Source organism: Actinotalea endophytica, assembly GCF_025717005.1.
In the GTDB taxonomy this organism is placed as follows: Bacteria; Actinomycetota; Actinomycetes; order Actinomycetales; family Cellulomonadaceae; genus Actinotalea.
Genome location: NZ_JAOVZU010000009.1, coordinates 125,821 through 151,866, shown reverse-complemented (window position 1 = coordinate 151,866; position 26,046 = coordinate 125,821). Strand labels below are relative to the sequence as shown.

Genomic DNA, 26,046 nt, shown 5'->3' with positions numbered 1-26,046 from the left:
TGGAGGGCACCAGTGCTCAAGGGCTTCAAGGACTTCATCATGCGGGGCAACGTCGTCGACCTCGCGGTCGCCGTGGTCATCGGCGCCGCCTTCGGCGCCGTCGTCGCGAGCGTCGTGGACGGCTTCCTCAACCCGCTCATCGCGGCGGTCTTCGGCCAGCCCGACCTCACGAACCTGTGGGACATCACGCTGCGCGAGGGCACCGCGCCGCTCCAGATCGGAGTCGTCCTGAACGCGGCGCTCAACTTCGCGCTGATCGCCGCGGCCGTCTACTTCATCGTCGTCCTGCCGATGAACACCCTGGCTGCACGCCGCAAGAAGGCCGAGGAGGCCCCCGTGGAACCCGAGGCCCCGGCGGCGGACATCCAGCTGCTCACCGAGATCCGCGACCTGCTCGCGAGGGACGCCTCGGCCTGAGCCGCCCGTCTCACCAGTGCGGCGGCACCTCCCGCAGGATGCGTTCGTCGTCGTCGCCGTCGGGGCGCTCGCCCCAGGCGGTGTCGGTGTCCTCCGGCGCCCGCGGCGCTCGTGGCTCGGGCTCGTCCTGGTCGGTCGGCCGGGTCCCGCCCACCGCGCGGCGATAGCCGCGGCGCCGGGGACGCGACGTGCCGTCCGGAGCGGCGTCGGCCGCCTCGGTGTCGCCGGTGCGCTCGGCGGCCTCTGGCCTCTCGGTGGCGTCGGCCGGCGCAGGGTCGCCGGTGTGCTCGGCGGCTTCAGGCCTCCCGGCGGCGTCGGGCGCGTCGAGCTCGCCGGGACCACCGGCCGGGTCGGTCTCTCCGCTCATCGTGCGAGGGCGCGACTCACCGCCGCGCGGACCGTCGCGTCGATCCGGCTGCCGTGCCGGGTCAGGCCGAGCTCCGAGCGCAGCGCCGCTGCCAGCTGAGCCTCGTCGCGCTCTGCGTCGTCGGAGAGCAACCACGCCATGAGCTCGTCGAGCTGGTCGTCGGTGTACGCGGCGATCGGGAGCCCTCGCGGCACCTCCGGACGCTGCGGTCGCAGCTCCAGGACACCCTGGTCACCGGCCCCGCCCGCCGTCACCACGTCCCCGTGCGGCGAACCGGCGGGTGCGTCCGGCTCGCTGGAGACCTCGCTCGGCCCGGGCTCCGGGTCCGCGCTCGCGTCGGGCTCCGGTGCCTCGCTCGGGTCGGGCTCGAGCACGTCGGGCGACTCGGGCTCCGGCACGTCATCGGTCACAGCGGCGGAGACCCCGTCGACCGCAGGCTCGGGAACGCCCGCGGTCTGCGGCTCGCTGACGGCCACCACGTCGTCGGCCCGATCCGGCTCCGCCTCGGCGACCGCGGGGACAGCACGCGGCTGGACGACGGGGCGGTGGCGGGTGCGCTCGGCGTAGGCGTCGACCACGGCCTGGCAGACCGCGTCGGCCTCACCCTGGGGGTCGAGGAACGCCGCGGCGGACCAGACCTGGACGGCGTGCCACCCGAGGCGCTCGAGGCGCTCGGCGACCTGACGGTCGCGCACCCGCACGCTCGGCTCGGCGAGGTACTCCTCGTCGTCGGTCAGCACCGCGACCAGCAACGTGTCCGGCAGGTCGGGGTGCCCCACGGCCAGCGGGATGCGGGGTCCACCCGGAGACCCGTGGTCGATGGCCACCGTGAGGCCCATCCGCCACAACCGCTCGGCGAGGTCGAGCACCAGGCGGTCCGGGCCCTGCGGCGGCTGCCCGGCATCCTCGGAGTCAGTCTCGGCGGCGGCGAGCAGCAGCTCGCGCAGCAGCACCGGCCCGGGCGACGTGAGCCGCTCGGGATCGAGGTCGTCGGCGCCGAAGGTCGACACCACGGTCAGGCGTCGCCGCACCCCGCCGACCGCCTGGAGCAGCCGCACCCGGCCGTCGTCGTCGGCCAGCGCACCGAACCGGTGCAGCACCCGGCCGTGCGGGGTCCGGCCGAAGCCGACCGAGAGCACGATCGCGTCGCGACGCAGTCCCTCGGTCGCGTAGAGGTCGAGCACGGCGAAGGGTTCACGCGCGGCCGGGTCGAAGAACGGACCGAGCGCCGGGTTCTCCCGCACCGCGGCGAGGACCGCCTCGCGCACGCGGTCGGCGTGCGCGCTGGACGGCGAGACCACCGCGAGCGACTCCGTCGGGCGGGTCAGGGCGTGGTCGACGACCAGCTCGACGACTCGATCGACCTCGGCCCGGGTCGAGGCGACCGAGCCGTCGGGCCCCGGCATGCCGCTGCCGTCCACCCGCTCCGCGCGGAGCAGGCCGGCGGCGGACGGGACCGGCGTCGGGGTGAGCGCGTCGCCGTAGCCCGCGGCCGCGAGGAAGTCCGTCAGGCGCGGGTGACGCGGAACGGCGTCGGACCGCAGTGCGACGGTCGGCAGGATCTCGGCGAGGTCGCGGACGGCCGATCCCGTGGAGCACCGCACGTCGCCGACCACGAGGACCTGCTTGGCCCGCGCCAGGGCGCCGACCACGAGCTCGGTCGACAGGTGCTCGGCCGCGTCGAGGATCAGCAGGTCCTCGTCACGCGTCGGTGGCAGGACGTGCGGGACGAGCATCGGACCGACGACGAGGCACGGGCGCAGGTGGCGCGTGACGTCGGGGTACCGCTCGACCGCGGTGCGCAGGCTGGTGAACCGCTCCTCGACGATCTCGCCGAACAGCGACTGGGTCTGCTCGTCGCAGCGGTGCAGCCGCTGGCGCAGCGACTCGCGGAACGCCGCCACGTGCAGCACGGCCCGGTCGGACAGGTGGCGCCGGTCGAGCGTGCGGTACTCCGCGGCGAGCCGGGCCAACGCCGCACCGTCGTAGGCCGCCATCGCCGGGTCGTCCCGGACGATCTCCTCGAACACCGTGCTCCACCACGCCAGATCCAGCTCGGCGGAGACCACACCGGCCGCCACGTGCCGCGCGTCGAGGTCGTCGAGCAGCTCGCCGAGCCCGCGCTTGCGCAGGTCCTGGAGCATCGCGGTTCGCTCCGGGAGCGTCACGAGCGCGGCCTGGTCGTCGTGCAGCCGCTGCAGCCGGTCGATCAGCGCCGCCCACGGCAGGGACGCCAGGTCACCGCCGGCGGACGTGCCGGCCAGCGTGGCGCCGAGCAGCTCGAGGTCCTCCGCGACCTGGCGGTGGTCCGCCTCGATCCGGGCGAGTCCCTCGGGAAGCCGTGGCCAGCCCCCCGCCGGGCAGTGCGCCTGCCACACCTCACGCTGGTGCTGCACGTCGACGAGCGCGGCGTGCAGGTCGGCGACCGGCCGACCCGGACGCAGCAGGTCCTTGGCCTGCCGGCGCAGCCGGCGGCGGACCCGGCCCGGCATCGAGACGTCGTGCTCGGTCCGCCACTGCGCACTGGCCGTCGCCGCGATCATGTCCGCAGCGGAGCGTTCGAAGGCGATCGGCTGGAACACGTCGAGCGCGTGCCGCACGCCGCCGAGCATCCGCAGCTGCTCGGCCCACTCGGCCGGCGTCTCGGCCTGCACGAGGCCGGTCGACCGCGCGACGGCGATCGTCTCGAGGTGCAGCTGGGGCAACGTGTCGCGGAGCCGCTCCACCCGCGCCAGCGTCGCCTTCGCCCGCTCCGGCGTGGCCAGGTCGGCGCCGTACCAGGCCGTGGTGGTCGTGCTCGTGGTGAATGCGCCGAGCCCGGCGACGGTCACCAGGTCGGCGGCGGCCTGAGCACGGCGCTCGGCCGTCAGCGACTCGGCGACGGGCGCGGTCAGCCGGACCGTCGTGCGCGGTGCGGGCCGCGTGGCGGTGAGCCGGGCGAGCGCCTGGAGCGCGTCGTACGCCGAGCAGCCCCAGGGCTCGCGCCGGGTGTGCAGCGCGGCCACGTAGCCGGCCAGCCGGGAACGTCGGGCGAGCAGCTCGCGGTCGACGATGTCGACCTTCTCCCCGTCGACCAGGATCGGCTCGATCGTCATCGCGCCGAGCAGGCGCCGCGCGACCTGACCGCGCCACCCCGAGTCCGGCGCGACGTCGAGCGCGAGGTCGTCCAGGCCGAGCGCGGCGAGGCGCTCGGTCAGCGCGAGGGCCGCACGCCGGTGGCCCGCCACGTAGAGCACGCGACGGCCCGCGGCCGCGGCATCCGCCACGACGGCGGCCAGGGTGCCGGCGACGTCGGCACCTGCCGGAGCGTCGAGCAGCAGGTGGTGACCGGCGGCCAGGACGTCCAGCACGTAGGCCTGGGTCTGGTCGAGGTCGCCGACACCGCGCTCCTGGTCCAGGCCCCGGTCACCGCGCAGCACCGCGGGCAGCGGGTGGGCCAGCGCGCCGGAGGCCCGCCGATCGCCGGCGAGCGCCGCGACCACCTCGTGCTCGGCGAGCCGTGGGGCGAGCGCGTCGAGGTCGTCGACCAGCATCTGCTCCGGGTGCACGAACGTCCCGACCACGACCCGGTCCTCGAGCGTGAAGTCGGTCAGGACCGCGTCGCCGAGCGAGGCGAGCCGGTCCAGTGCGGGTCGGGGGTCGAAGCCGGCGGCGGTGAAGGCGCCCCGGGCGAGCGAGGTGGGGTCCAGGAGCGCGCCCCGGCGGCGCAGGGCCGCCGCGAGCAGCGGGTTGATCTCGAGCGAGGGTTCGAGGACCAGGTCGTAGTCGGCCTCGCCGCGGCCACGCGGCGTCACCGTCACCGGACGCAGCAGCACGGGCGCCCGCATCTGCCGAGGCTCGGCAGGCGAGGTCCTCGGCACGGTGTCACCGTCGATCTCGCGCGGCACCGTGTCGTCGCCGGGCGGTGTCGCCGAGTCGACGGTGCCACCGGTGTTGCCGACGTCGCCGGGGTCGTTCCAGGTCGCGACGCCGATCGCGAGGAACGCGGTCGCCAGACCGCTGCGCAGCGCGTGCTCCTCGGCCGCTGCGCCGACCGCCCGCGCGCGCCGCTTTGCCTGGGCGAGCGCGGCCCCCTCCCGGACCAGGTTGGACAACCGCGTCGGACGGCCCGCGAAGAGCTGCGCGATGCCCGAGGGGTGCGCGGCCGACAGGTCGAGCTGCGCGTCCCCCAGCCGGCCGACGTCGCTCAGCGCCGAGTCCCCGGCAGCCCCCACCAGGAGCTCGCGCCACCTCGCCAGCGAACCGGCGACCAGATCCGCGGTCGTCACTGGCGCGACCGGCGGAGCGCTCGGGCCGCGATCGGGCTGCAGCCCGGAGTCGTGCGCGGGGATCACGTCAGCACGCTAACCGCGGCCCGGCCCGGTCCGCGGTCACCACGCCGCACAGCGCCCGAGCCCGCCACGGACGGCGGTGTCCCGCTTCGGCGCAGGCGGCGGCCGCTGCACGAGCCCGGGCAGAAAAAAGGACAGTGCGCGCCGCGCAGGGGGCAGGCGACGCGCACTGTCTGGGCTCAATAGTGCTCGTTCCGTTGGCCCGCGTCAAACAAGGTCACCCGTCTGGGTCTTCCGTCCCGAAAAATGAGCATGATCAGGTCGGATGCGGGCGAACCGCGGCTCTCGACGCGTCGCCGGACGGCGCGCGCAGCGTCGGTGCACGGGGCCGGCCGCGACGAACCGGCCCCGCGTCGTCGGCCCCACGACCTCACTCGCCGCGCGTGACCGGAACGGTCCGTGCGGTCGGTGTCGGGGGCTCGGCCGGAACCGGCACGCGAACCTCGAGGACCCCGTCCTTGTAGGTCGCGGTGACGTCGGCGTCGGTGGCTCCGCTCGGCAGCGGCAGGGTCCGGCTGAACGAGCCGTAGTGGAACTCGCTCCGGTAGGAGTCCTTCTCCTTCTCCTCCGAACGCGCGGTCCGCTCGGCCGAGATGGTCAGCACCCCGTCGTCGATCGTGATCGCCACGTCCTTGTCCGGGTCGATCCCCGGAAGCTCGGCCCGCACCACCAGGTGCTCGCCGTCACGCACCTCTTCCACCCGCATCGGCTCGGCCCCGACCAGGCTCGTCATCAGCTCGGGCCACCACGGGTCCAGTCGACTCGAGAGCCAGCTCGGCATGTCCAGGGCCGCCGGCTCGCGCCGGACCAGCCGTGTCATGGCTGCTCACCTCTCCTCGCTGCATCCCGGCCCGGTGGGGGCCGGGGTCGCCGGGGAGGCGGTGGCACGCGACCGTCTGAAGGACGGGGAGGAAGGGCGGGCGAGCGGTAGCAGCGCCCGGAGGCCCGAGGGTCTCGTCGCCGGCACGCCTCGTCGTCCTCGTGCCCGGCCGGCCTTCCCGGTGACAGGACCAGCATGCGCCCGACCCGGGCCGGGTGTGAAGAGGCGAACGTCCCCGGCAGGGGCGGGCTCCACGGGGAGACCTGGTCGGTCTCGTCCGTCGCCCGCCCGGGCTCCTCGTGCGGCTCAGCCGGTGATGTAAGCCGTCAGGTGGTCCCGCTCGAGCTGCACCTCGGCGATCCGGTGCTTGACCACGTCACCGATGCTGACGATCCCCGCCAGGTGCTCGTCGACGACCACCGGCACGTGCCGGAACCGCCGCTCGGTCATGACCTCCATGAGCTCCTCGACAGTGGCGCTCGGCTCGCACGTGTAGACGTCCGCGGTCATGATCGCGGACACCGGCAGGTCGAGGACGCCGGCCCCGTCGGTGCGCAGCCGCCGCACCACGTCGCGCTCGCTGACGATCCCGTGGATGCTCCGGCCGTCGATCGAGACCACGAGGGCACCCACGCCCTGCTCGCCGAGCTCGACGACCAGGTCACGCACGAGCCTGGTCGGGTCGATCGTCGCGACCCGGTCGCCCTTGAGCTTGAGGACGTCGCTGATCCGCATGGCCGACCTCCCTGCAACCCGCCGCGACCTCGTCGTCACGGCTCCTGTCGCGAACCTACGACACGGTTGCTGCCGGGGAAACCCGTGAGGGGCGCGAGTCTCACAGCGGACTCCCGGGATTCGCTCAGCACCGCGGCAGGACCGTCGGCCACTGTGGTCCCATCTCACCGAAGGAGTCAGCACCCATGAAGCGCATCCTGCTCGCGGCCACCGGCACGACGGCCGCCGTGATCGCCGCACTGCTCTACCCGACGAGCACGAACCAGTCCGTCACCGCGTCGAGCGCGGAGAGCTCCGCGGTGAGCACGGACGCCGGCGCCTCGAGCACGGGGTCGTCCAGCACCGACTCCTCCAGCACCGACTCCTCCAGCACCGACTCGTCCAGCACCGGCTCGTCGAGCACGGACACCTCGTCCGGCAGCTCGTCGAGCTCGTCCGACTCCTCGACCTCGTCCGGCAGCTCCTCCGACTCGTCGTCGAGCTCGTCGAGCTCCTCCGACACGTCGTCGTCGAGCACCGCCGCCGACGGCACGTACACCGCCACGACGAGCATGCGGTACGGGACCGTGACCGTGACGATCACGGTGAGCAACGGTTCGATCACCGACGCGAGCGGCACGCAGAGCTCGAACGACTCGAAGTCGCAGATGATCTCCTCGCAGGCGATCCCGACCCTGAACTCCGAGGCCGTGAGCGCGCAGAGCGCGTCGATCGCGATGGTCTCGCACGCGACGTACACCAGCGAGGCGTACGCGCAGTCGCTGCAGCAGGCCATCGACCAGGCGTTCGGCGCCTGACCCGACCCGTACGCACGACGTCGGTCTTCCGGCCCGAGCCGCGCGGTCCCGGCCGCGCGGCTGGACCGACGGCCCGCCGGACCCGCCCGCCGGCGCTCAGCGAGCCGCGAGCGCGGCGGCGAACGACGGGACGAGCGGGACCGTGGGAAGCAGCGCGGCCTGGTAGGCGTGGTAGGTGTCCGGCTTGCCGGGCCACACCGTCGCCGACGGGCGGTTCTGCGGGTCGAGCTCGTGGTGCCAGGACCCCAGCTCGTGGTCGATCAAGTACGCGTCCGCGTAGGCCCACCAGCTCGCCTCGTCGGTGAGGTAGCGCGCGTCGCCGGTCACGCCGTGCAGCGCGTGCGCGGTGTTCACGCCCTCGGCCAGCACCCAGTGCATCCGCTCGCGCACCACCGGCCGCCCCTCCCAGTCCGTCGTGTAGACGAACCCGTCGGCGCCGTCGGAGGCCCAGCCGTCCGCGACGGCACGGTCGTACAGCGCGACGGCCGCGTCGACCAGACCGGCGGGCGCCGCCGGGCCGAGCGTCCCGTCGACGGCCAGCAGCAGACGCGCCCACTCCAGGCCGTGCCCGACCGTGGCGCCGTAGGGCCGGAACGGGTGCGCCGGCTGGTCGCGGTGGTGCTCCAGCATGGGCTGCCACGCGGCGTCGAAGTGCTCGGGGATCCGCCACTCGTTGGCCCGCGCCCAGGCGACCACGTGCGCGGCGACCCGTCCGGCCCGCTCGTGCCAGACCCGGTCACCGGTCACGTCACCGGCGGCGAGGTAGGCCTCCACCGTGTGCATGTTCGCGTTGACCCCGCGATAGGTGTCCAGCGCGGTCCAGGCACGGTCCCACTCCTCGACGCTCAACCCGGTCTCGTCGTCGAAGAACCGCGACGCGGAGACCTCGAGCGCCTCGGCCAGCAGCTCGTCGGAGCCGGCGGCACCAGCGGCGGCCGCGGACGACGCGGCGAGCACGACGAACGCGTGGCCGTAGGCCTGCTTCGCGGTCGCGACCGGACCCGAGGCGTCCACGGCGGCGAACCAGCCACCGTGCTCGGCGTCGCGCAGCGGCCCGCGCAGCGACGCGACCCCGTGGTCGACGAGCGCAGCGAGCGCGGTGCGGTCCGGCCCGCCCGCGGCCGGCTCCTCGCCGGCGAGCAGACCGAGCGCCGCCACGTGCGTCATCCGGCACGTGATCCACAGCTCCACCGGCCGGGTGGTGTCGACCACGCCGTCGTCACCCAGCCAGCCGAAACCCTCGGGGCGCACGGCCCCGGTCGTGAACCGCAGCAGGTCTGCGCGCTGCGCAGCCAGGTAGGCACCGTCGCCCGGCACGTTCATCGTCTCTCCTCCCGGCGGCGCGTCCGCACCGCTCCAGCCTGCCACCGTCGTCGGTCGCGCGTCGTGGGCCGCGCGCCGTGACCCATCCGTCGTGGCTCGCGGCGCCCCACCGGCACGACGACGGGGGCGGGTCCGCTGCGGACCCGCCCCCGCCTGCCGGGTCAGAACCCGGTCATGCTCTCGCTCAGCCCTGGGTCAGCGGGAAGAGCGTGGTGTCGTTCGCGTACACCGTGGCCGCGTTGTCCTTGGTCACGATCAGCGGGGTGAGCAGGTAGGACGGCACGATCTTGACGCCGTTGTCGTAGGACTCGGTGTCGTTGATCTCCGGGTCCTGGCCCTGCTGCAGGAGGGTGATCTCCTTGATCGTCTGGGCAACCAGCTCGCGGGTGTCCTTGTAGATCGTGGAGTACTGCTCACCGGCCATGATCGACTTGACCGACTCGACCTCGGAGTCCTGGCCGGTGACGACCGGGGTCTCCTTGCCGGCCTGCGCCACGGCGGTCATCGCCGCGCGGCCCAGGGTGTCGTTCGGCGACAGGATGCCGTCGAGCTCGGTGTCGGTGTAGAAGCCGGCCAGAACGGTGTCCATGCGCTTCTGGGCGTTCTCAGCCTTCCAGCCCTGGGTCGCGACCTCTTCGAACGAGGTCTGGCCCGAGACGACCACGAGCGTGCCGTCGTCGATCTTCGGCTGCAGGACGCTCATCGCGCCCAGGAAGAACGGCGTGGCGTTCGCGTCGTCCGGCGAGCCAGCGATGAGCTCGATGTTGTACGGGCCGTCACCCTTGCGCTCGGCAAGGCCCTGGAGCAGCGCGGTGCCCTGCAGCACGCCGACCTGGTAGTTGTCGAACGCCACGTACATGTCGACGGCCTCGGTGTTCTTCACCAGGCGGTCGTACGCGATCACCTTGATGCCGTCGGCCGCGGCGGCCTCGAGCTGGGTGCCCAGCTGCGAGCCGTCGATCGCACCGACGACGATGACCTTGGCGCCCTGCTCGATCATGGCCGAGATCTGGTTCTGCTGCTCGGTCACACCACCGTTCGCGAACTGCACGATCGGGTTGAAGCCCGCGTCCGCGAGACCGGTGTTGAACAGGTCCTCGGCGAGGACCCAGTTCTCCGAGGTCTTCTGCGGCAGGGCGACACCGATGGTGGCGTCCGCCGCGAAGCCCGCGGCCTCCGAGGCCGACTCGGTCGACGACGAGGTCGAGTCGGTGCGGTCGGACGAGGAGCAGCCGGTGAGGAGGAGGGCCCCGGCCGCGCTCGCGGCCACCAGCCCGAGTGTCAACTTCTTCATGTGTGGTGTCACCACTTCCTGATTGGGCACCCATCTTTGGGTGCGGTCGGGCAGCCCCGCCGGGTCCGGCCGGGGTCAGCTTGGGGTTGGGATCAGCCCTGCATCGAGGTCGTTCCGGCCACCGCGGGCGTCAGGTTCGCGGTGCCGTCACCGCCCCGCGACTTGAACAGCCTCGAGAAGATCGAGGTGCGTCCGCCCTTGTTGTAGACGTCGAAGGCGACCGCGGCGAGCAGCACGAGGCCCTTGATCATCTGGGTGAGGTCGGAGCCGACGCCCATCAGCTGCAGGCCGTTGTTCAGCACCGCCATGACCAGACCACCGATGACCGATCCGGCCACGGTGCCGACACCGCCGGAGACCGCCGCGCCACCGATGAAGACCGCGGCGATCGCGTCCAGCTCCCAGTTGGTGCCGTCGAACGGACCGGACGCGGTGGACCGGCCGATGAAGACGATGCCGGCCAGCGCGGCGAGCACCGACATGTTCATCATCACGAAGAAGTTCGTGCGGCGGATGTTCACGCCGGACAGCGACGCAGCCACCTTGTTGCCACCCACGGCGTAGACGTGCCGGCCGGTGACGGTGCGGGTCGACAGGAAGCCGTAGATCAGCACGAGCGCGGCGAGGATCACGCCGGAGAACGGGAACGAGGTGCCGACCCGGCCGCCGCCGAACAGGAACGTGAGGTAGGCGATGACCGCGCCGAGCGCGACGACCCGCACAGCGGACACCCACACCGGGGCCGGCTCGGCACCCAGGCGGACCGCAGACCGGCGGCGACGCGTCTCGACCCACACCACCGCGGCGATCGCGGCGATGCCGAGCACGAGCGTGGAGTTGTTCAGACCGGTGTTCGGGCCCCACTCGGGCAGGTAGCCGGCGCCGAGGTACTGGATCTCCTTGGGGACCGGGATGGTGTTCGACTTGCCGATGTACTGGTTGGCGCCGCGGAAGAACATCATGCCCGCGAGCGTCGTGATGAAGCCTGGGATCCCTACGTACGCCACCCAGAATCCCTGCCAGGCGCCGATCACGGCCCCGACGGCGAGGCCGAGCAGGACGCCCAGCCACCACGGGATCCCCCAGTCCCGGATCGCGAGGGCGACGATGATGCCGACCACGGCCGCGACCGAGCCGACCGACAGGTCGATGTGCCCGGCGATGATCACCAGCACCATGCCGATCGCGAGGATCAGCACGTAGCTGTTGCCGTTGATGATGTTCTGCACGTTCGTCGGCGTCAGCACCTTGCCGCCCGTGCTGATCTGGAAGATCAGCACCAGCGCCAGAAGGGCGAACACCATGCCGAACTGGCGGGCGCCGCCGCCGAAGAGCTCCTTGAGCGACTTCATCGTCTGAGGTCCTTTAGCCGTTATCAGTGGGTCGTGGTCTGGGTCGCGCCGGTCATGAGGCGCATGAGGTTCTCCTGGGTGGCGTCCGCGCGGTCCACCACGCCCGTGATCTGACCTTCGAAGATGGTGTAGATCCGGTCGCACATGCCGAGCAGCTCGGGCAGCTCGGAGGAGATCACGATGACGCCCTTGCCGGCGTCGGCGAGCCGGTGCACGAGACCGTAGATCTCGTACTTGGCGCCCACGTCGATGCCGCGGGTCGGCTCGTCCAGGATCAGCAGGTCGGGCTCGGGGAACATCCACTTGCCGAGCAGCACCTTCTGCTGGTTGCCGCCCGAGAGCTTCGCGACGCCTTCACGCACCGACGGGGTCTTGATGTTCAGCGACGTGCGGTACTCCTCGGCGGCCAGGTGTGCGGCGTCGAAGTCGAGGACCCCACGGTTGGTGATCTTATGCAGATCGGCCGAGACGATCGTGTCGGTGATGGTGTCCAGCAGGTTCAGGCCCTGGATCTTGCGGTCCTCGGGCACGTAGGCGACCTTGTGGTCGATCGCCTGCTGCACCGTGTGCAGCTCGACGGCCCGACCGTCGATCCAGATCTGGCCGCCCAGGTAGCGCCCGTACGAACGTCCGAACAACGAGCGGGCGAGCTCGGTGCGACCGGCCCCCATGATCCCGGCGAAGCCGACGATCTCGCCGTGGCGCACGTGGAAGGTCGAGGCCTTGCACACCAGCCGGCCCGGCACCTGCGGGTGCTCGACGGTCCAGTCCTGGACCTGGAAGAACGTCTCGCCGATCTTCGGGGTGTGCTCGGGGAACCGGTGGTCCAGGGTCCGGCCGACCATGCCGCGAATGATCCGGTCCTCGTCGACCTGCCCGGTCGCCGTGTCGAGGGTCTCGACCGTCTTGCCGTCCCGGATGATCGTGATCGAGTCCGCGATCGCGGTGATCTCGTTGAGCTTGTGGCTGATCATGATGCTGGTCATGCCCTTGCTGCGCAGACCGCGCAGCAGGTCCAGCAGGTGCTCGGAGTCCTCCTCGTTCAGCGCCGAGGTCGGCTCGTCCAGGATCAGCAGCCGCACGTCCTTGGACAGCGCACGGGCGATCTCGACCAGCTGCTGCTTGCCGACGCCGATGTTCTTGACCTGCTCGTCCGGCGAGGCGTCCAGGCCCACCCGGGCCATCAGCTCCGCGGCCCGGACCCGCGCGGTGTCCCAGTCGATCCCGAACCGGCCGCCGACCTCGTTGCCCAGGAAGATGTTCTCGGTGATCGACAGCTCGGGGATGAGCGCGAGCTCCTGGTGGATGATGACGATCCCGGCGCGCTCGGAGGACTTGATGTCCTTGAAGCGCATCTCCTCGCCGTGGTAGACGATCTCGCCCTCGTAGGTGCCGTGCGGGTACACGCCCGAGAGCACCTTCATCAGGGTGGACTTGCCCGCACCGTTCTCGCCGCAGATCGCGTGGATCTCGCCGGCGCGCACCGTCATCGACACATCGTCGAGTGCCCGGACACCCGGGAAGACCTTCGTGATCGACCTCATCTCGAGGACGACTGGCGTGTCTGCCATGACCTGCCGCTCCTTGCTGCGTCCCGCCAGGCACCACTGCCTGGTCGTCGACGTCGCTCCGGACGCTAGGGGCCGCGAGAGTTTGTCGTCAACTTCTGAAGGCAAGGCTCCGGTTGTCGTTACCGAACCGTGACGGCGATGTGTCCGAGGCGCGTCTCAACAACCCATTCGGGCGCAGGCGGGCAGGTCCGGGCGGCCGCCCGGCAATTGGGTACAACCGCTGAACGCAATCACGGAGCGGTCGACCAGCGCGGCTCGGGCACCCTGCCGGCCCCGGCGATCGCCGCGATGATCTCCTCCGGATGCGCCGTCGCGGACTCGAACGAGCCGTTGTTCCGGCCGTGCCGGAGCACCTCGATCCGGTCCGAGACCGCGCGCAGGTCGGCGAGGTTGTGGCCGATGATGATCACGCCCAGTCCGAGGTCGCGGAGCCGCTGCACCAGGGTGAGCACCTCGGCGGTCTGGACCACCGACAGCGCGGCGGTCGGCTCGTCCAGCACCAGCAGGCGCGGCTCGCTCGTCAGGGTCCGCGCGATCGCGACGGCCTGACGCTGCCCTGCCGAGAGCTCGCGCACCGGCGTCCGGACCGACGGGATGTTCACCGTGAGGTCCCGCAGGATCGAGCGCGCCGCCAGCTCCATGCCGTCCCGGTCCATCGGGCCACCGCGCATCACCCGCCGCTCGCGGCCCAGGAAGATGTTGTCGGCGACGCTGAGGTTCTCGCACAGCGCGAGGTCCTGGAAGACGATCGAGATGCCGAGCGCGTGGGCCGCGGCCGGCGTCGGGACGGTCACCTCCTCGCCGCCGAGCTCGATCAGTCCCGCCTCGGGCTGGAGCACACCGGCGATCACCTTCGCGAGGGTGGACTTGCCCGCGCCGTTGTCGCCGACCATGGCGACCACCTCACCCGCGTGCACGTCCAGGTCCACGCCGACCAGCGCCTCGACCGCGCCGAATCGCTTGGTGATCTGCCGCATCGACAGCAGCGGCCGGCGCTGCGTCGTGCCTGCGGTCATCGGTTCCTCCTGGGCAGGTCCGGTGCCCTGCTGTGGGGTCGTCATGTCAGCTCCCCGTCTGGTCGTCGAACCAGTGGGTCAACAGGTCGGTGCTCTCGAGCACGAGCAGCACCGCGCCGAGCGACTCGGCGCGCGTGCCGAGCTCGGCCTTGAGCACCTCGAGCGGTGCGATGTGGTTCAGCGGTACGCGGCGGCGGATCACCTCGCGCATCGGGGCCAGCAGGGTCTCACCGGTCTCGGCCAGCTCGCCGCCGACGACCACGCACTGCGGGTTGACCGCGATCGCCAGACCGGCGACCACGGTGCCGATCAGCGCACCGGCATCGCCCACGACCTGCCGGCACCCCGGGTCGCCACGCCTGGCCAGGCCGATGATGTCCGCCATCGTGAGCGGTCCGCGGCTGGCACGGAGCGTCTCGATCAGCGCCGGCCCACCGGTGACCGTGTTGAGGCACCCCCGGCTGCCGCACATGCAGACGTCCCCCGCGGCGTCGACCTGCACGTGGCCGATCTCGCCCGCGGTTCCCGCGAAGCCACGGTGCAGCTGGCCGGCGAGCACGATGCCCGCACCCGTGCCGTGCGCGACCCGGACGTACACCGAGTCCTGGAATGGCCGGGACGCGCCGAGCCGGCTCTCCGCGAGCGCACCCAGGTTCGCGTCGTTGTCCACGAAGACCGGCACGCCGAGCCGCTTGGACATCACCTGCGCCACCGGGACGTCGTCCCAGCCGCGCAGGATCCCGGGCACCGAGATGGTCCCGGTGGCGACGTCGACCGGTGCGGGGAGCCCGATGCCGATCCCGAGCAGCTCGCCGAGCGACGAGCCGACCCGCTCGAGCAGGTCCACGACCATGAGCGCGGCACGGTCCAGGCTCGTGTCCGCGCGGTGCTCGTGCGGCAGCGGGAGGCTCTGCTCGATGAGCACCTCGTGGGCCGAGTCGGCGAGGGTCAGCGACATCTGCCGCACCCCGATGTGCACGCCGACCGCGAGACCCGTGCCGCGCGCCATCGTGACGAGCTGGGCGCGGCGACCGCTGCGGATCGTGGTGCGCACGTCCACCGCGCCCGCGCCCTGCAGCTCGCGCACGATGTTCGACACGGTCGCGGCGGACAGCCCGGTGGCGGCGGCGAGCTCGACCTGGGTGAGACCCCCGTAGCGGCGGATGGTCTCGACGACCATCGCCCGGTTCGCCTCGCGCAGGGCGGACTGCGAGCCAGCCATCGCGGGTCGCCTCCCGTCTGCACCCCGTCGGACCCGGCCGGAACGCTGCCGGCCGGCGCGGCGTCGTCCGCGGGCGACCGCCGCACGCGGAACAGAACCTACCTCCACCACGCGCCCACCTCGGCACCCGTGGGATGGTTTGGCGCCGCGGGGCGCCCCGCGTAGCGTGATCGACCAACGCGACCGGAGGAGTCAGGTGACCGTCCCGTTCTGGGTGTGGGCCGCGACCGTGGCCGGCGTGCTGGCCGTGGTCGCGTTCGACTTCTTCGTCCACCTGCGCACGCCGCACGAGCCCCGGTTCCGCGAGGCGGCGGCGTGGTCGGCCGGGTACGTGGGTCTCGCCGTGCTCTTCGGGATCGGGATGCTCGTGACGGCCGGCGCGGCGCGGGCGACCGAGTTCTTCGCGGGCTACCTGACGGAGTGGTCGCTCAGCGTCGACAACCTGTTCGTCTTCCTGCTGATCCTGGGCCGGTTCGCGGTGCCGCGCGAGTACCAGCAGAAGGTGCTGCTCGTCGGGATCGCGATCGCGCTCGTGCTCCGGGGCGCCTTCATCGCCGTCGGCGCGGTCGTGATCGCCCAGTTCAGCTGGGTCTTCTACCTGTTCGGCGCGTTCCTGGTGTACGCGGCGATCCAGCTGGCCCGGGAGGACCACGACACCGAGGCGGAGTTCCACGAGAACGCGCTGCTGCGCTGGGTCCGGCACGTGGTCCCCTCGACCACCGCGTATCACGGCGACCGCCTCACCGTGGTCGAGCACGGCAGGCGCCTGGTGACCCCGATGCTCGTGGTGATGCTCGCGATCGGCACGACCGACGTGCTCTTCGCCCTGGACTCGATCCCGGCGATCTTCGGGCTGACCAAGGAGCCGTACATCGTCTTCACCGCGAACGCCTTCGCGCTGCTCGGGCTCCGCCAGCTGTTCTTCCTGCTCGGCGGCCTGCTCGAGCGGCTCGTGTACCTGTCCGAGGGCCTGGCCGTGGTGCTCGGCTTCATCGGGGTCAAGCTCGTGCTCGAGGCGCTGCACACGAACGAGGTCCCGTTCATCAACGGCGGCGAGCCCGTCGAGTGGGCGCCGGCCATCCCGACCCTCGTCTCGCTCGGCGTCATCGTCGTGGTGCTCGCCGTCGCCGCCATCGCCTCCCTGATCAAGACCCGCCGGGACGCGGACGACGCGCGGCTGGCGGGCGCGGACACGGAGTAGCCGTGATGCGTCGAGGAGTCGGGCAAGTCATCGGATGTCACCCGCACGGAGGCTCAGCCCAGCGCCGCCAGGCACCGATGGCACTGTCATGAGCCACGCCACGCCCCCGACCGGTGACGACGATCTCGTGCGCCTGCGCCGGCTCGCGGACGCGCTGCCCACCGGCGTCATGCAGGTCGACGGCGAGCACCGGGTCGTCTTCGCCAACCCCCGGCTCACCCAGATCCTCGGGTCGGCGTCGGGCACGGCGCTGGACGACCACGTCGAGCCCCTCGTCCCGGCGGACCGGGCCAGGCTCGTGGCGGCCGTCGTCGAGGCACTCGGGTCCGGGGCGCAGCAGGAGCTCGAGGTCGAGGTGAGCGCCGTCGGGGACCGCGAGGCCCGCCGCTGCGCCGCGACGGTGGTCGCGGTGACCGGCCCACGGGACGCCCGCGAGGCCCTCGTCTCCCTGCACGACGTGACCGCGACCGCGCGGGTCCTCGAGGAGGAGCGCGAACGGGCCTCGCACGACGCCCTGACCGGGTGCCTCAACCGCGACTCGGTGATCCTCGCGCTCGGTGCCGCGCTCGAGGCCGCCCGCGGCGCCCTCACCGGCGTGGTGTGCGTCGACCTCGACGAGTTCGCCCGGCTCAACGAGACCTTCGGCCGGGCGGTGGGCGACGAGATGCTGCTCGAGGTCGCCGAGCGGATCGGCACCGTGCTGCGCGGAGGCGACCACGTCGGGCGGCTCGGGGCCGACGAGTTCCTCGTCGTGTGCCCGGACCTCGCCGACCCGGACCAGGTGACGGCGATCGCGGAGCGGCTCCGCGAACGCCTCAGCGGACCCGTCGCGCTGTCGGAGGGGATCGTCGGGCTCCGCGCGAGCATCGGCGTCGCGATCGGCTCGCCGGGCACCTCGGCGGACGACCTGGCCGCACGCGCGGACGCCGCGATGCACGTCTCCAAGGGCGAGGGGCGCGGCCGGGTCGTGCTGGGCTAGCACCGCAGAGCACCTGCGAGCACCGCAGAGCACCAGCGGCACCGGGCTTCCGGCCCGGGCCCGGGCCCGAGTCCGACTTGCACCGCACACTTCTGGTCAGCGATCATTGACTCAATGACCACTGACCAAAGTGCCGACGTCGTGCGGCGCGCCGCGCTGCACGCGGTGCTCGGCGACCCCGGGCGCCTCGCCGTGGTGGACCTGCTCGCGTGGAGCGACCGGTCCCCGTCCGAGCTCGCCGAGTCCCTCGGCATGACGTCCAACCTGCTCGCCCACCACGTCAACCTGCTCCTCGAGCACGGCCTGGTGCGCCGTCGCCGGTCCGAGGGCGACCGGCGACGCACCTACCTGAGCCTCGTGCCCGGCGCGCTCGCCGAGCTCGTGCCGGTCCGCAGCGCGACGGCACTCCCCCCCGAGCGGGTCGTCTTCGTGTGCACCGCGAACTCCGCACGGTCGCAGCTCGCGGCCGCGCTCTGGCGGCGGACCAGCCCGCTGCCAGCCACCTCGGCCGGCACTCACCCGGCGCGCAGCGTCGCCCCCGGGGCGGCGCGCGCCGCGGCCCGGCACCACCTCGGGACGCTCGAGCCGCCCCGCGCGGTCCAGGACGTGCTCGCCGCGACCGACCTCGTCGTCACGGTGTGCGACCGCGCGCACGAGGAGACCGGACGGCTCGCCGACGCGCACTGGTCCGTGCCCGACCCGGTCCCGGCCGGTCGCGACGCCGCGTTCGAGGCGGCGATCGCCGAGCTCGGCCGCCGGGTCGACGACCTGGCACCCCGACTCGACCCCGCCCGCATCACCGTCCGCCCCGACCCCGAGGAGACCCCGTGACCGACACGACCCCCACCCGCCCGTCCGTGCTGTTCGTCTGCGTGCACAACGCGGGCCGCTCGCAGATGGCCGCCGGCTGGCTGCGGCACCTGGGCGGCGACGCCGTCGAGGTGCGATCCGCCGGCTCGATGCCCGCCGACCAGATCAACCCGGTCGCGGTCGAGGCGATGCTCGAGGAGGGCGTCGACATCCGGGCCGAGCAGCCCAAGGTGCTGACCACGGGCGCGGTCCAGGCCTCGGACGTCGTGATCACGATGGGCTGCGGCGACGTGTGCCCGGTCTTCCCGGGCAAGCGCTACGAGGACTGGGCGCTCGACGACCCGGCCGGTCAGGGCATCGACGCGGTGCGACCGATCCGCGACGAGATCCGCCGCCGGATCGAGGCCCTGCTCGGCGAGCTCGGTGTGACGCCGGTCGCCTGAGCGGCCCGCGGCGGGCGACGGCCGGGCGGTCAGCGGCCACTCAGCTCCAGTGGCTGGCCTTCCAGTCGACCACCTCGAGGGGCACCACCAGGACCGGTCGGTGCTGATGATGGCTCAGGCCTGCGACCAGCGAGCCCTCGAGCACCTCGCGCACCTTGGCGCCGGGCCCCGGCGCGCGGGTCCCCACCACGAACCCCGCCGCGTCCACGGCGCGGGCCAGGTGGGTCAGCGCCCGGTCCGCCCGGCCCGCGAGGTAGCGGAACTCCCACGGCACGCCGTCGGTCCCCAGCACCTCGCGCAGGTGGGCCTCCACGTGCGCCTGGGTCTCCTGCCAGCCCTCGTCCACGCCGTCCGGGTCGATCGGGCGGTGCAGGACGGTGCCGTCCGGGTACTCCTCGAGCGTGTAGCGCCCCGGGTCGACGAAGGCGAAGTAGAGCGCCGACGCGCCGGACGCGGTGGCCCACATCGCCGCGGTCAGCGCGACCAGCTCCGGCTGGCCGAGCTCGATCTCCACGACCAGCGGGTGGCCGGCGAGCGGCACCATCCGCTCGACTGCGGGCTGCGGCACGCGCGTCACAGGAGCCTCTCTCCAGCTGGGTCGGCACGCGCCTCGTCGCGCGGGTCGGTGCTCGCCACGGTAGCCCTACGCGAACGGCTCCGCGCGCTTCTCCAGGTCGGGCAGGCCGGGCTCGTTCGGGTTGCGTGGACGGCCCGGGTGGATGATCGCGACCTGGCAGCTCTCCGCCGCCAGCACGAGCTCGGCGTACGTCCCCGCGTCCGGGTCGGCGATGTAGGCCTGCCGGTTGTCGTTGTACGTGAACATCCGGTCGTTGATCGCGGTGCACTCGTTGCAGGTCGCGCAGCGCGCGGTCTCGATCCACGGCAGGTAGGGGTCGCGCGCGTCGGGTTCGCCGAGGTCGTCCACCTCGGTCGCGCCCGGCACGCTCGCATCCCCGGCTCCGCCGGTCGCCGCGGACCCGCCCGGCGCCGTCGTCGCCGTCGTGGCGGACGGGACCGAGGCAGCCCACCGGGCCCGCTCGGCCTCGAACGCCTCGCGCTGCCAGGCGAGCTCCCGGGTCACGTACGAGTTGTGGATGCCGCCGAGCTCCTGCAACCGCCGCCAGGCCTCCACGCTCCGCTGCGTCATGTGCACCAGCGGCCGGTCGACCAGCACGCGGTGCAGCCGGTCGTCACGCGAGATCATCAGCAGGTACGGCAGCTCGTCGGCCCACGCCCCCGGGTTGGCCGCGACGTGCTCGGCGAACGGCACCACGGTGCCGTCCGAACCGTCCTCCGCCGCGACCGCGAGGTGCGGCGCCAGCCGCGCGTCGCACGCCCAGAAGTCGGCCGCGGTGAACGGCACGTCCTGCGTCACGCGCTGCAGGTCGGCGCCCGACCAGGTGAGCCGGTGCACCGGCCAGTCCCGCTCGGGCTGGACGTTGCAGGCCAGCGCGAAGCGCTCGGCCCAGGTGTCCCCGGCCGACGGGTCGTAGGAGAACGACGGGAAGACGCGGGACTCGATCGCCGCGGCCGACGCCAGGTAGTGCGGCAGGTCGTCGAGCCACTCCCCCTCGCCGGAGTAGACCACGAACAACGCGGCCCCCGGCGCGCTCGCGCCGGCGATGATCCGGTCGCGCGCGTGGAAGAGCGCCGCGCTCGCGCACTGCAGCACGAACGACTCGCCGGACGTCAGTGCCGCGCTCGCGAGCATCCGGGCGGACACCCCGCTGTGCGCCTGGCGCTCGCTCGGGTAGTAGCCCCGCAGCAGGTCGTTCACCTGGACCATCACCTTGAGCGGGATGCCGGCGGCGAGCGCCTCGAGCAGGGCCACGCTCTCCTCGGCGCTCATCTGCTCGGCGTCCACCCGCACCAGGTACTCGGGGAAGATCGCCAGCGTCTCCGCGTCCAGGTCGGCGACGCTCCAGGACGCGAAGAGCGAGTCGTGGATCTCGTCGCGGTAGCGGCCGTCGGCCTCCATCTCGGCCACGACGAGGGCCTTCGCGAGCTCCGCGGTCGGCTCGTACCGCTCGTGGTAGGCCGCGATCGCCTCACCGACGTCGGTGTACTCGAAGCCGTACAGCTCGGTGCCCTCGAGACCGCCCTCCAGGTCGCACGGCACGAACCGCTGCGAGGTGAGCACGTCGAGCAGCCCCTGGACGCGCTCGCGCCGGCTGTCCGGCAGCACGAACCTCGGCCGGTTCTCGGTGAGCAGCCGGGACAGCGCCGCCGCGTCCACCTCCGCGCCGACCACCGGGCCCAACGACCCGGCCAGCCGGGCCGCGGCCAGCCCCGCCGGGGAGTCGGCCTGCTCGGCGTCCAGGATGTCCTGCAGCGCGCCGCGCAGGCGCGCGACCCTGGCCGTGAGGTGCCCCATCCGCTCACGCTGGACGAGCCGCCACAGGTGCCCGACGACGTGCCGCGGGGTCTCGCGGGTGCAGGCCACCACGGCGCCGTCGACGTCCCGGGCCACGGTCAGCCGCGCGAGGCTGTCCGCGAGGTCGTCCGACCCGTGCTCGGCGACCAGCGCGTCGACCGCCTGGTCCCACAGCGCCGACAGGCGGGCGCGTCCGCCGTTCGCGCGGACCCGCACCTCGTGCTCGAGAAGCATCGCGTGGTGACGCAGCCGGTCCGCGTCGTCGCCGGTGGCCACCCGGGCCAGCAGGTCGTCGACCAGACCGGACAGCGACGTCATCGTGCCGTGCACGTCGTCGCCGTCGGCCAGCACCAGCGGATAGTCGTACCGCAGCTCGTCGAGCCGCCGGAACGGGGCGAAGTGCGCCGAGCGGAGCCCGAACGCGACGTCCCCGAGGTGGGTGTGCATCCGGTGACCGGCGAGGTAGAACGACGCCCGGTCCTGCGAGCTGGTCCGTTCCGGGCGGCCCTCCGGCCCGGCCGCACGGTCGGTCTGCAAGGTCTCAGACACGGGTGCCACCTCCCTGGACCGCGAACTTGTCGAACTCGGCGTCGAGCAGCCGGCGCACCGCGGTGCCCGAGTGGGTCGCGTCCGCCCGGAGGATCTCGTCGTACCTCGGCACGGTCGGGTCGTGGTAGAGGATGCCGATCGGCACCGGGTCCTGCACCGAGGCGAGCTCGCGGGCCCGGTGGATGTTCGACGGGTCGTGCTCGAGGTGGTTGGGGTAGAGCCGCGCCAGGGCAGGACTGATCGACAGCGACGTCGGGTGGTGCAGCAGCGTCACCTTGGCCGGGTCGTGCAGCCACCGGTCGAAGTTGTCCGGCATCCACTCCGGGCAGCGCTGGACGATCCGGATGAACGACAGCCCGTCGTGGTGGAAGGCGGCCTGGATCACGTCGTACAGCACCTCGGGGATCCAGTCGGCGACCTGCGCGACGAACGAGACGTTCTGCACGCCGAGCGTGACGGTGAGCGGGTTGAGGCCCTCGAGGTAGGAACCCCGGGGCGTCGTGTTGCTCTTGGTGCCCCGGGGCGAGGTCGGCGAGGCCTGCTTCTTGGTGAGGCCGTAGATCTGGTTGTCGTGCACCATCACGACCATCCGCATGTTGTAGCGGATGGCATGCAGCCAGTGGGCGGCACCGATGCTGAACGAGTCGCCGTCGCCGGTGTTGACGAAGACGTTGAGGTCGGGCCGGGCCAGCCGGATGCCCTCCGCCACCGGCAGCGCGCGACCGTGGATGCCGTGGAAGCCGTAGGTGTTCATGTAGTGCGGCAGCCGGCTCGAGCAGCCGATCCCGGAGACGAACACGGTCTTCTCGGGGCGCAGCCCCTCGTCGCGCAGCAGGCGCTGCAGCGCGGCGAGCACCGCGTTGTCGCCGCAGCCGGCGCACCAGCGCGGCACGCCCTTCTGGAACCCCTCGATCTCGACCCGCTCGTCGTAGAGGCGGAGCAAGCACTCGGCGACGCCGTCGCGACTGAAGTCGATCATGACCGGCCCAGCTTCCTGGTGATCACCCGGTGCACCCGCCCGGGCTTGAGGGGTTGGCCACCGACCTCGCTCCAGCAGTCGACGTCGACCAGGTAGCGCGAGCGCAGCAGCATCGCGAGCGCGGTGTACCGACGGTTCGACTCGTCGATGATCCGGTCGTCGGGCCGGTCGCCCCAGTTCCCCTCCACGGTCATCACGCGGCCGAAGCGGTCCATGATCTCCTTCAGGCCCGAGGGCAGCGGGTTCACGAAGCGCAGGTGCAGCGAGGACACCCGCAGCCCGTCGTCGCGGGCCCGGTCCACGGCCTCCTCGATCGCACCCTTGGTGGAGCCCCAGCCGATCACCAGCAGGTCGCCGGACTCGTCGCCGTGCACCGTCGGCGTGGTGAGCGTGCGCTGCAGCGCAGCGAGCTTGAGGCTGCGCGCGTGCAGACCCTGCTCGTTGGCGTCCGGGTCGTAGGCCACGCTGCCCGCGGTGTCGTGCGCGAGGCCGGTGAGGGTGTACATGCCGCCCGGCTGACCCGGCACGAAGCGTCGGGACAGGCCGGTGGTCTCGTCCCAGGCGTACGGCGCGAGGCCCTCGGGCACCTGGCTCTGGTCGACCGGCGGGGCGAGCCACGCGGGGTCGAACTCCGGGCGCGGGAACGGCTGCTGCGCGGTCGCGAGGCTGGCGTCGGACAGCACGACGACCACCATGTTGAAGGTCTCCGCGATCCGCCGTGCGGTGATCACCGAGTAGAAGCAGTCCTCGATCGAGCTCGGCGCGATGACCACCTTCGGCGCGTCGCCGTGGCTGCCGAAGACCGTCGTGAGCAGGTCGCCCTGCTCGACCTTGGTCGGCTGCCCCGTGCTCGGTCCGCCACGCTGCACGTCGACCACGACGAGCGGGATCTCGGCCATCACCGCGAGGCCGATCGCCTCCTGCTTGAGCGAGTAGCCCGGTCCGGAGGTGATCGTCACGGCGCACTTGCCGGCGTACGACGCGCCGATCGCGAAGGTGCACGCGGCGATCTCGTCCTCGGCCTGGTGCACCACGCCGCCGACCTTGGGGAAGATCTCGCTGAGGTAGTGCGAGGCGGACGTCGCCGGCGTGATCGGGTACATCGAGCAGACCTCCATGCCGGAGGCCACGACGCCGAGCGCGAGAGCCATGTTGCCGTTGAGGACCACCTGGTCCTGCGCGGCAGGCGCGGCCGGGATGTGGAACGCGAGGTCGAGGTGCTCGCGGGCCCACTCGTAGCCCGCGACCAGCAGCCGCGTGTTCGTCTCGATCAGGGCTCGGGTCTTCTTGCGGAAGGTGAGCGCCACCTGGTCGCGCGCGAGGTCGAGGTCGAGCCGGTAGATCGAGCACAGCATCCCGAGGGCGAACATGTTCTTGCCGCGCCGCGTGTCCGGCACCAGCTTGCGGCACTCCCGCTCCATCGGGACCTCGACGACCCGGTAGCCGGACGCGACCAGCGCGTCGAACGCCTCGGCGTAGGACGCCGCGATCGACGGGTTGCGGTGGGCGCGCCACATGCTCTCCAGCAGGATCGTGCAGCCGGGCTTGAGCTCGTTGGCGTGCACCCGGCCGAGCAGCACCTGCTCGTTGAACGCGACCACGAGGTCGGCCGCGTCCCCGCCGTTGGTGATCCGGCTCGAGCCGAGACGCACCCGGTTGCCGCTCGCACCGGCGACGCTGCGGGCGGGCGGCTGGATCTCGGCAGGGATGATCTCGACGGTCCACACACCGTTGCCGGTGCGCGCCGCGATCGCGCCGAACGACTGGCCGCAGCGCTGCGCACCCTCGCCGGAGTCGCTGATGATCTCCACCACGTGCTCCGGGACGGTGGTCACCTGCGCGCCGGCACCTGCCGGGTGCGCACCCGGCAGCGGGACGGACTCGGACGTCGTGGTCATCGTGCGGTCACCGCCGTGGAGGTCGAGGGGACGGTCGGGGCACCCGACGCGGGTCCGGCCGAGTACGCCGGCTCGCGCTCGGCCAGGCGCAGACGGACGAAGTTGCGTTCGTGCGCCGCGATCCCGAACCGTGCACCCTCGGGGTCGTCGTACCAGAGGCTCGTGTCGCGGATGCCGAGGTGCCGCTTGATGCTCGCGGCGGCCTTCCGCCCGGCACCCATCGCCTCGATCACCGTCGCGGCACCGGTGACGATGTCGCCCCCGGCGAACACGCCCACCATCGAGGTCGCGAAGGCGTCGTCGACCTGGAGGTAGCCGCGTCGGTTGAGCACGAGCTTCGAGGTCTGCCCGATGATCGGGTTGGCGTTCGTGCCGATCGCGAAGACCACCTGGTCGCACGGCAGTGCGAACTCGCTGCCCGGGACGGGGACCGGGCGCCGGCGGCCGGACTCGTCCGGCTCGCCGAGCTCCATGCGCTGGCAGCGCAGGCCGCGGACGTTGCCCTCGCCGTCGTCCAGCACGGCGACCGGGTTGGTCAGCCAGTGGAACTCGACGCCCTCCTGCTCGGCGTGGTGCAGCTCCTCCGCGCGAGCGGGCGCCTCGGCCCGCGAACGCCGGTAGACGCACTGGACCGACTCGGCGCCGAGCCGCAGGCAGACCCGCATCGCGTCCATCGCGGTGTTCCCCGCGCCGACCACCGCGACGCGGGTGCCGAGCGGGATGGGGGTGTCGTGCATCGGGAAGTCCCGGGCCTTCATCAGGTTCGCCCGGGTCAGCAGCTCGTTGGCGGACAGCACGCCGCCGAGCGAGTCGCCCGGGATGCCGAGCATCGTCGGGTAGCCGGCGCCGGTGCCGATGAACACCGCGTCGAAGCCCATCTCGTCGACCATCTGCTCGACGGTGAACAGCCGGCCGACCACGGTGTTGGTCCGGAACTCGACGCCGAGGCGCTCGAGTGCCGCGATCTCGGCGTCGATCACCTCGTTGGGCAGCCGGAAGTCCGGGATCCCGTAGCGCAGCACGCCGCCGGCCAGGTGCAGCGCCTCGAACACCGTGACCTGGCAGCCGGCCTTCGCGAGGTCGGCGGCGCAGGCCATCCCGGCCGGGCCGGACCCGACGATGCCGACCCGGTACGGGGTCGGGACCACGTAGGGACGCTGCGACCAGCCCTCGCTGATCGCCAGGTCGCCGACGTACCGCTCGAGCCGCCCGATCGCCACGGGTTCGAGGGCGCCGCCGACGGTGCACACGCTCTCGCACTGCGACTCCTGCGGGCAGACCCGCCCGCAGACGGCGGGCAGCAGGTTCGTCCGGGCGATCGTCTCGTAGGCGCCCTGGACGTCCTTGTCGGAGACCTTGCGGATGAACTCCGGGATGTCGACCGAGACCGGGCAGCCCGACATGCACGGCGCGTCGGCGCAGAACAGGCAACGCTGCGCCTCGCGGGCGGCCTCGTCGGCGTCGTAGCCGAGGTTCACCTCGTCGAAGCTGCCGATCCGCTCGGCGGCGGGCTGCTCGCGGACCGGGGTTCGGTCCTGCGGGATGCTGCGGATGGTTCGCTTGGCCAT

Annotated in this window: 22 protein-coding genes; 6 read left to right on the top strand and 16 right to left on the bottom strand. The window is 72.5% G+C overall.

Going from position 1 to position 26,046, the window contains the following annotated elements:
- Positions 1-12: 12 nt before the first annotated feature.
- Complete coding sequence (gene mscL, locus OEB99_RS15775; RefSeq protein ID WP_263578243.1) at positions 13-417, top strand: large conductance mechanosensitive channel protein MscL; 405 nt, start codon at positions 13-15, stop codon at positions 415-417.
- 10 nt (positions 418-427) lie between these two features.
- Here the strand turns inward: mscL and OEB99_RS15770 are convergent, their stop codons facing one another.
- The 5 genes from OEB99_RS15770 to OEB99_RS15750 form a co-directional block, all read right to left on the bottom strand.
- Positions 428-784, bottom strand: coding sequence for a hypothetical protein (locus tag OEB99_RS15770; RefSeq protein ID WP_263578242.1), 357 nt, complete (start codon positions 782-784; stop codon positions 428-430).
- The gene (locus tag OEB99_RS15765) at positions 781-5,118 is read right to left on the bottom strand and encodes a hypothetical protein (protein WP_263578241.1); all 4,338 of its coding nucleotides are present in this window, start codon (positions 5,116-5,118) and stop codon (positions 781-783) included. The genes OEB99_RS15770 and OEB99_RS15765 overlap by 4 nt, the downstream gene beginning before the upstream one ends.
- A gap of 367 nt (positions 5,119-5,485) precedes the next feature.
- Positions 5,486-5,935, bottom strand: a complete 450-nt coding sequence (locus OEB99_RS15760; RefSeq protein WP_318011429.1) for an Hsp20/alpha crystallin family protein — start codon at positions 5,933-5,935, stop codon at positions 5,486-5,488.
- A 306-nt stretch (positions 5,936-6,241) separates the two neighbouring features.
- Positions 6,242-6,670, bottom strand: coding sequence for a CBS domain-containing protein (locus tag OEB99_RS15755; protein ID WP_263578240.1), 429 nt, complete (start codon positions 6,668-6,670; stop codon positions 6,242-6,244).
- Positions 6,671-6,914: 244 nt separating this feature from the next.
- The gene (locus OEB99_RS15750; RefSeq protein ID WP_263578239.1) at positions 6,915-7,253 is read right to left on the bottom strand and encodes a hypothetical protein; all 339 of its coding nucleotides are present in this window, start codon (positions 7,251-7,253) and stop codon (positions 6,915-6,917) included.
- Here OEB99_RS15750 and OEB99_RS15745 point away from each other — a divergent pair.
- The gene (locus OEB99_RS15745; RefSeq protein WP_263578238.1) at positions 7,243-7,467 is read left to right on the top strand and encodes an FMN-binding protein; all 225 of its coding nucleotides are present in this window, start codon (positions 7,243-7,245) and stop codon (positions 7,465-7,467) included. The genes OEB99_RS15750 and OEB99_RS15745 overlap by 11 nt on opposite strands.
- 96 nt (positions 7,468-7,563) lie before the next feature.
- On the opposite strand, the gene OEB99_RS15740 is transcribed toward OEB99_RS15745, so the two are convergent.
- From OEB99_RS15740 to OEB99_RS15715, 6 genes are all read right to left on the bottom strand, one after another.
- Positions 7,564-8,790 carry an AGE family epimerase/isomerase gene (locus OEB99_RS15740; protein ID WP_263578237.1) on the bottom strand — a complete coding sequence of 409 codons (1,227 nt, stop codon included), beginning with the start codon at positions 8,788-8,790 and terminating at the stop codon, positions 7,564-7,566.
- Positions 8,791-8,974: 184 nt separating this feature from the next.
- Positions 8,975-10,084, bottom strand: coding sequence for a substrate-binding domain-containing protein (locus tag OEB99_RS15735; RefSeq protein ID WP_263578236.1), 1,110 nt, complete (start codon positions 10,082-10,084; stop codon positions 8,975-8,977).
- Between the two features lie 92 nt (positions 10,085-10,176).
- Positions 10,177-11,436: a multiple monosaccharide ABC transporter permease gene (mmsB, locus tag OEB99_RS15730; protein WP_263578235.1), complete on the bottom strand. Its 1,260-nt coding sequence runs from the start codon at positions 11,434-11,436 to the stop codon at positions 10,177-10,179.
- Between the two features lie 23 nt (positions 11,437-11,459).
- On the bottom strand, positions 11,460-13,007 hold the full coding sequence (mmsA, locus tag OEB99_RS15725) for a multiple monosaccharide ABC transporter ATP-binding protein (protein WP_263578234.1): 1,548 nt from the start codon (positions 13,005-13,007) through the stop codon (positions 11,460-11,462).
- A 230-nt stretch (positions 13,008-13,237) separates the two neighbouring features.
- Positions 13,238-14,023 carry an ATP-binding cassette domain-containing protein gene (locus OEB99_RS15720; RefSeq protein WP_263578295.1) on the bottom strand — a complete coding sequence of 262 codons (786 nt, stop codon included), beginning with the start codon at positions 14,021-14,023 and terminating at the stop codon, positions 13,238-13,240.
- A gap of 46 nt (positions 14,024-14,069) precedes the next feature.
- Positions 14,070-15,245, bottom strand: coding sequence for an ROK family transcriptional regulator (locus OEB99_RS15715; RefSeq protein WP_263578233.1), 1,176 nt, complete (start codon positions 15,243-15,245; stop codon positions 14,070-14,072).
- A gap of 196 nt (positions 15,246-15,441) precedes the next feature.
- Here OEB99_RS15715 and OEB99_RS15710 point away from each other — a divergent pair, with 196 nt between their 5' ends.
- The 4 genes from OEB99_RS15710 to OEB99_RS15695 all read left to right on the top strand — a co-directional run bounded on the left by OEB99_RS15710 (position 15,442) and on the right by OEB99_RS15695 (position 18,678).
- The gene (locus OEB99_RS15710) at positions 15,442-16,446 is read left to right on the top strand and encodes a TerC family protein (protein WP_263578232.1); all 1,005 of its coding nucleotides are present in this window, start codon (positions 15,442-15,444) and stop codon (positions 16,444-16,446) included.
- A gap of 88 nt (positions 16,447-16,534) precedes the next feature.
- Positions 16,535-17,425 carry a GGDEF domain-containing protein gene (locus OEB99_RS15705; protein ID WP_263578231.1) on the top strand — a complete coding sequence of 297 codons (891 nt, stop codon included), beginning with the start codon at positions 16,535-16,537 and terminating at the stop codon, positions 17,423-17,425.
- A 114-nt stretch (positions 17,426-17,539) separates the two neighbouring features.
- Positions 17,540-18,256 carry an arsenate reductase/protein-tyrosine-phosphatase family protein gene (locus tag OEB99_RS15700; protein WP_263578230.1) on the top strand — a complete coding sequence of 239 codons (717 nt, stop codon included), beginning with the start codon at positions 17,540-17,542 and terminating at the stop codon, positions 18,254-18,256.
- Positions 18,253-18,678: an arsenate reductase ArsC gene (locus OEB99_RS15695; RefSeq protein WP_263578229.1), complete on the top strand. Its 426-nt coding sequence runs from the start codon at positions 18,253-18,255 to the stop codon at positions 18,676-18,678. Before OEB99_RS15700 ends, OEB99_RS15695 begins: the two co-directional genes overlap by 4 nt.
- Positions 18,679-18,718: 40 nt before the next feature.
- Here OEB99_RS15695 and OEB99_RS15690 read toward each other — a convergent pair whose 3' ends face one another.
- The 5 genes from OEB99_RS15690 to gltA form a co-directional block, all read right to left on the bottom strand.
- Positions 18,719-19,246, bottom strand: coding sequence for a universal stress protein (locus tag OEB99_RS15690; RefSeq protein ID WP_318011428.1), 528 nt, complete (start codon positions 19,244-19,246; stop codon positions 18,719-18,721).
- Between the two features lie 75 nt (positions 19,247-19,321).
- On the bottom strand, positions 19,322-21,601 hold the full coding sequence (locus OEB99_RS15685; protein WP_263578227.1) for a hypothetical protein: 2,280 nt from the start codon (positions 21,599-21,601) through the stop codon (positions 19,322-19,324).
- Entirely contained in the window at positions 21,594-22,580 is a 987-nt protein-coding gene (locus tag OEB99_RS15680) for a thiamine pyrophosphate-dependent enzyme (RefSeq protein ID WP_263578226.1), read from the bottom strand. The genes OEB99_RS15685 and OEB99_RS15680 overlap by 8 nt, the downstream gene beginning before the upstream one ends.
- Positions 22,577-24,478, bottom strand: a complete 1,902-nt coding sequence (locus tag OEB99_RS15675; protein WP_263578225.1) for a 2-oxoacid:acceptor oxidoreductase subunit alpha — start codon at positions 24,476-24,478, stop codon at positions 22,577-22,579. The genes OEB99_RS15680 and OEB99_RS15675 overlap by 4 nt, the downstream gene beginning before the upstream one ends.
- The gene (gltA, locus tag OEB99_RS15670; RefSeq protein ID WP_263578224.1) at positions 24,475-26,046 is read right to left on the bottom strand and encodes an NADPH-dependent glutamate synthase; all 1,572 of its coding nucleotides are present in this window, start codon (positions 26,044-26,046) and stop codon (positions 24,475-24,477) included. Before gltA ends, OEB99_RS15675 begins: the two co-directional genes overlap by 4 nt.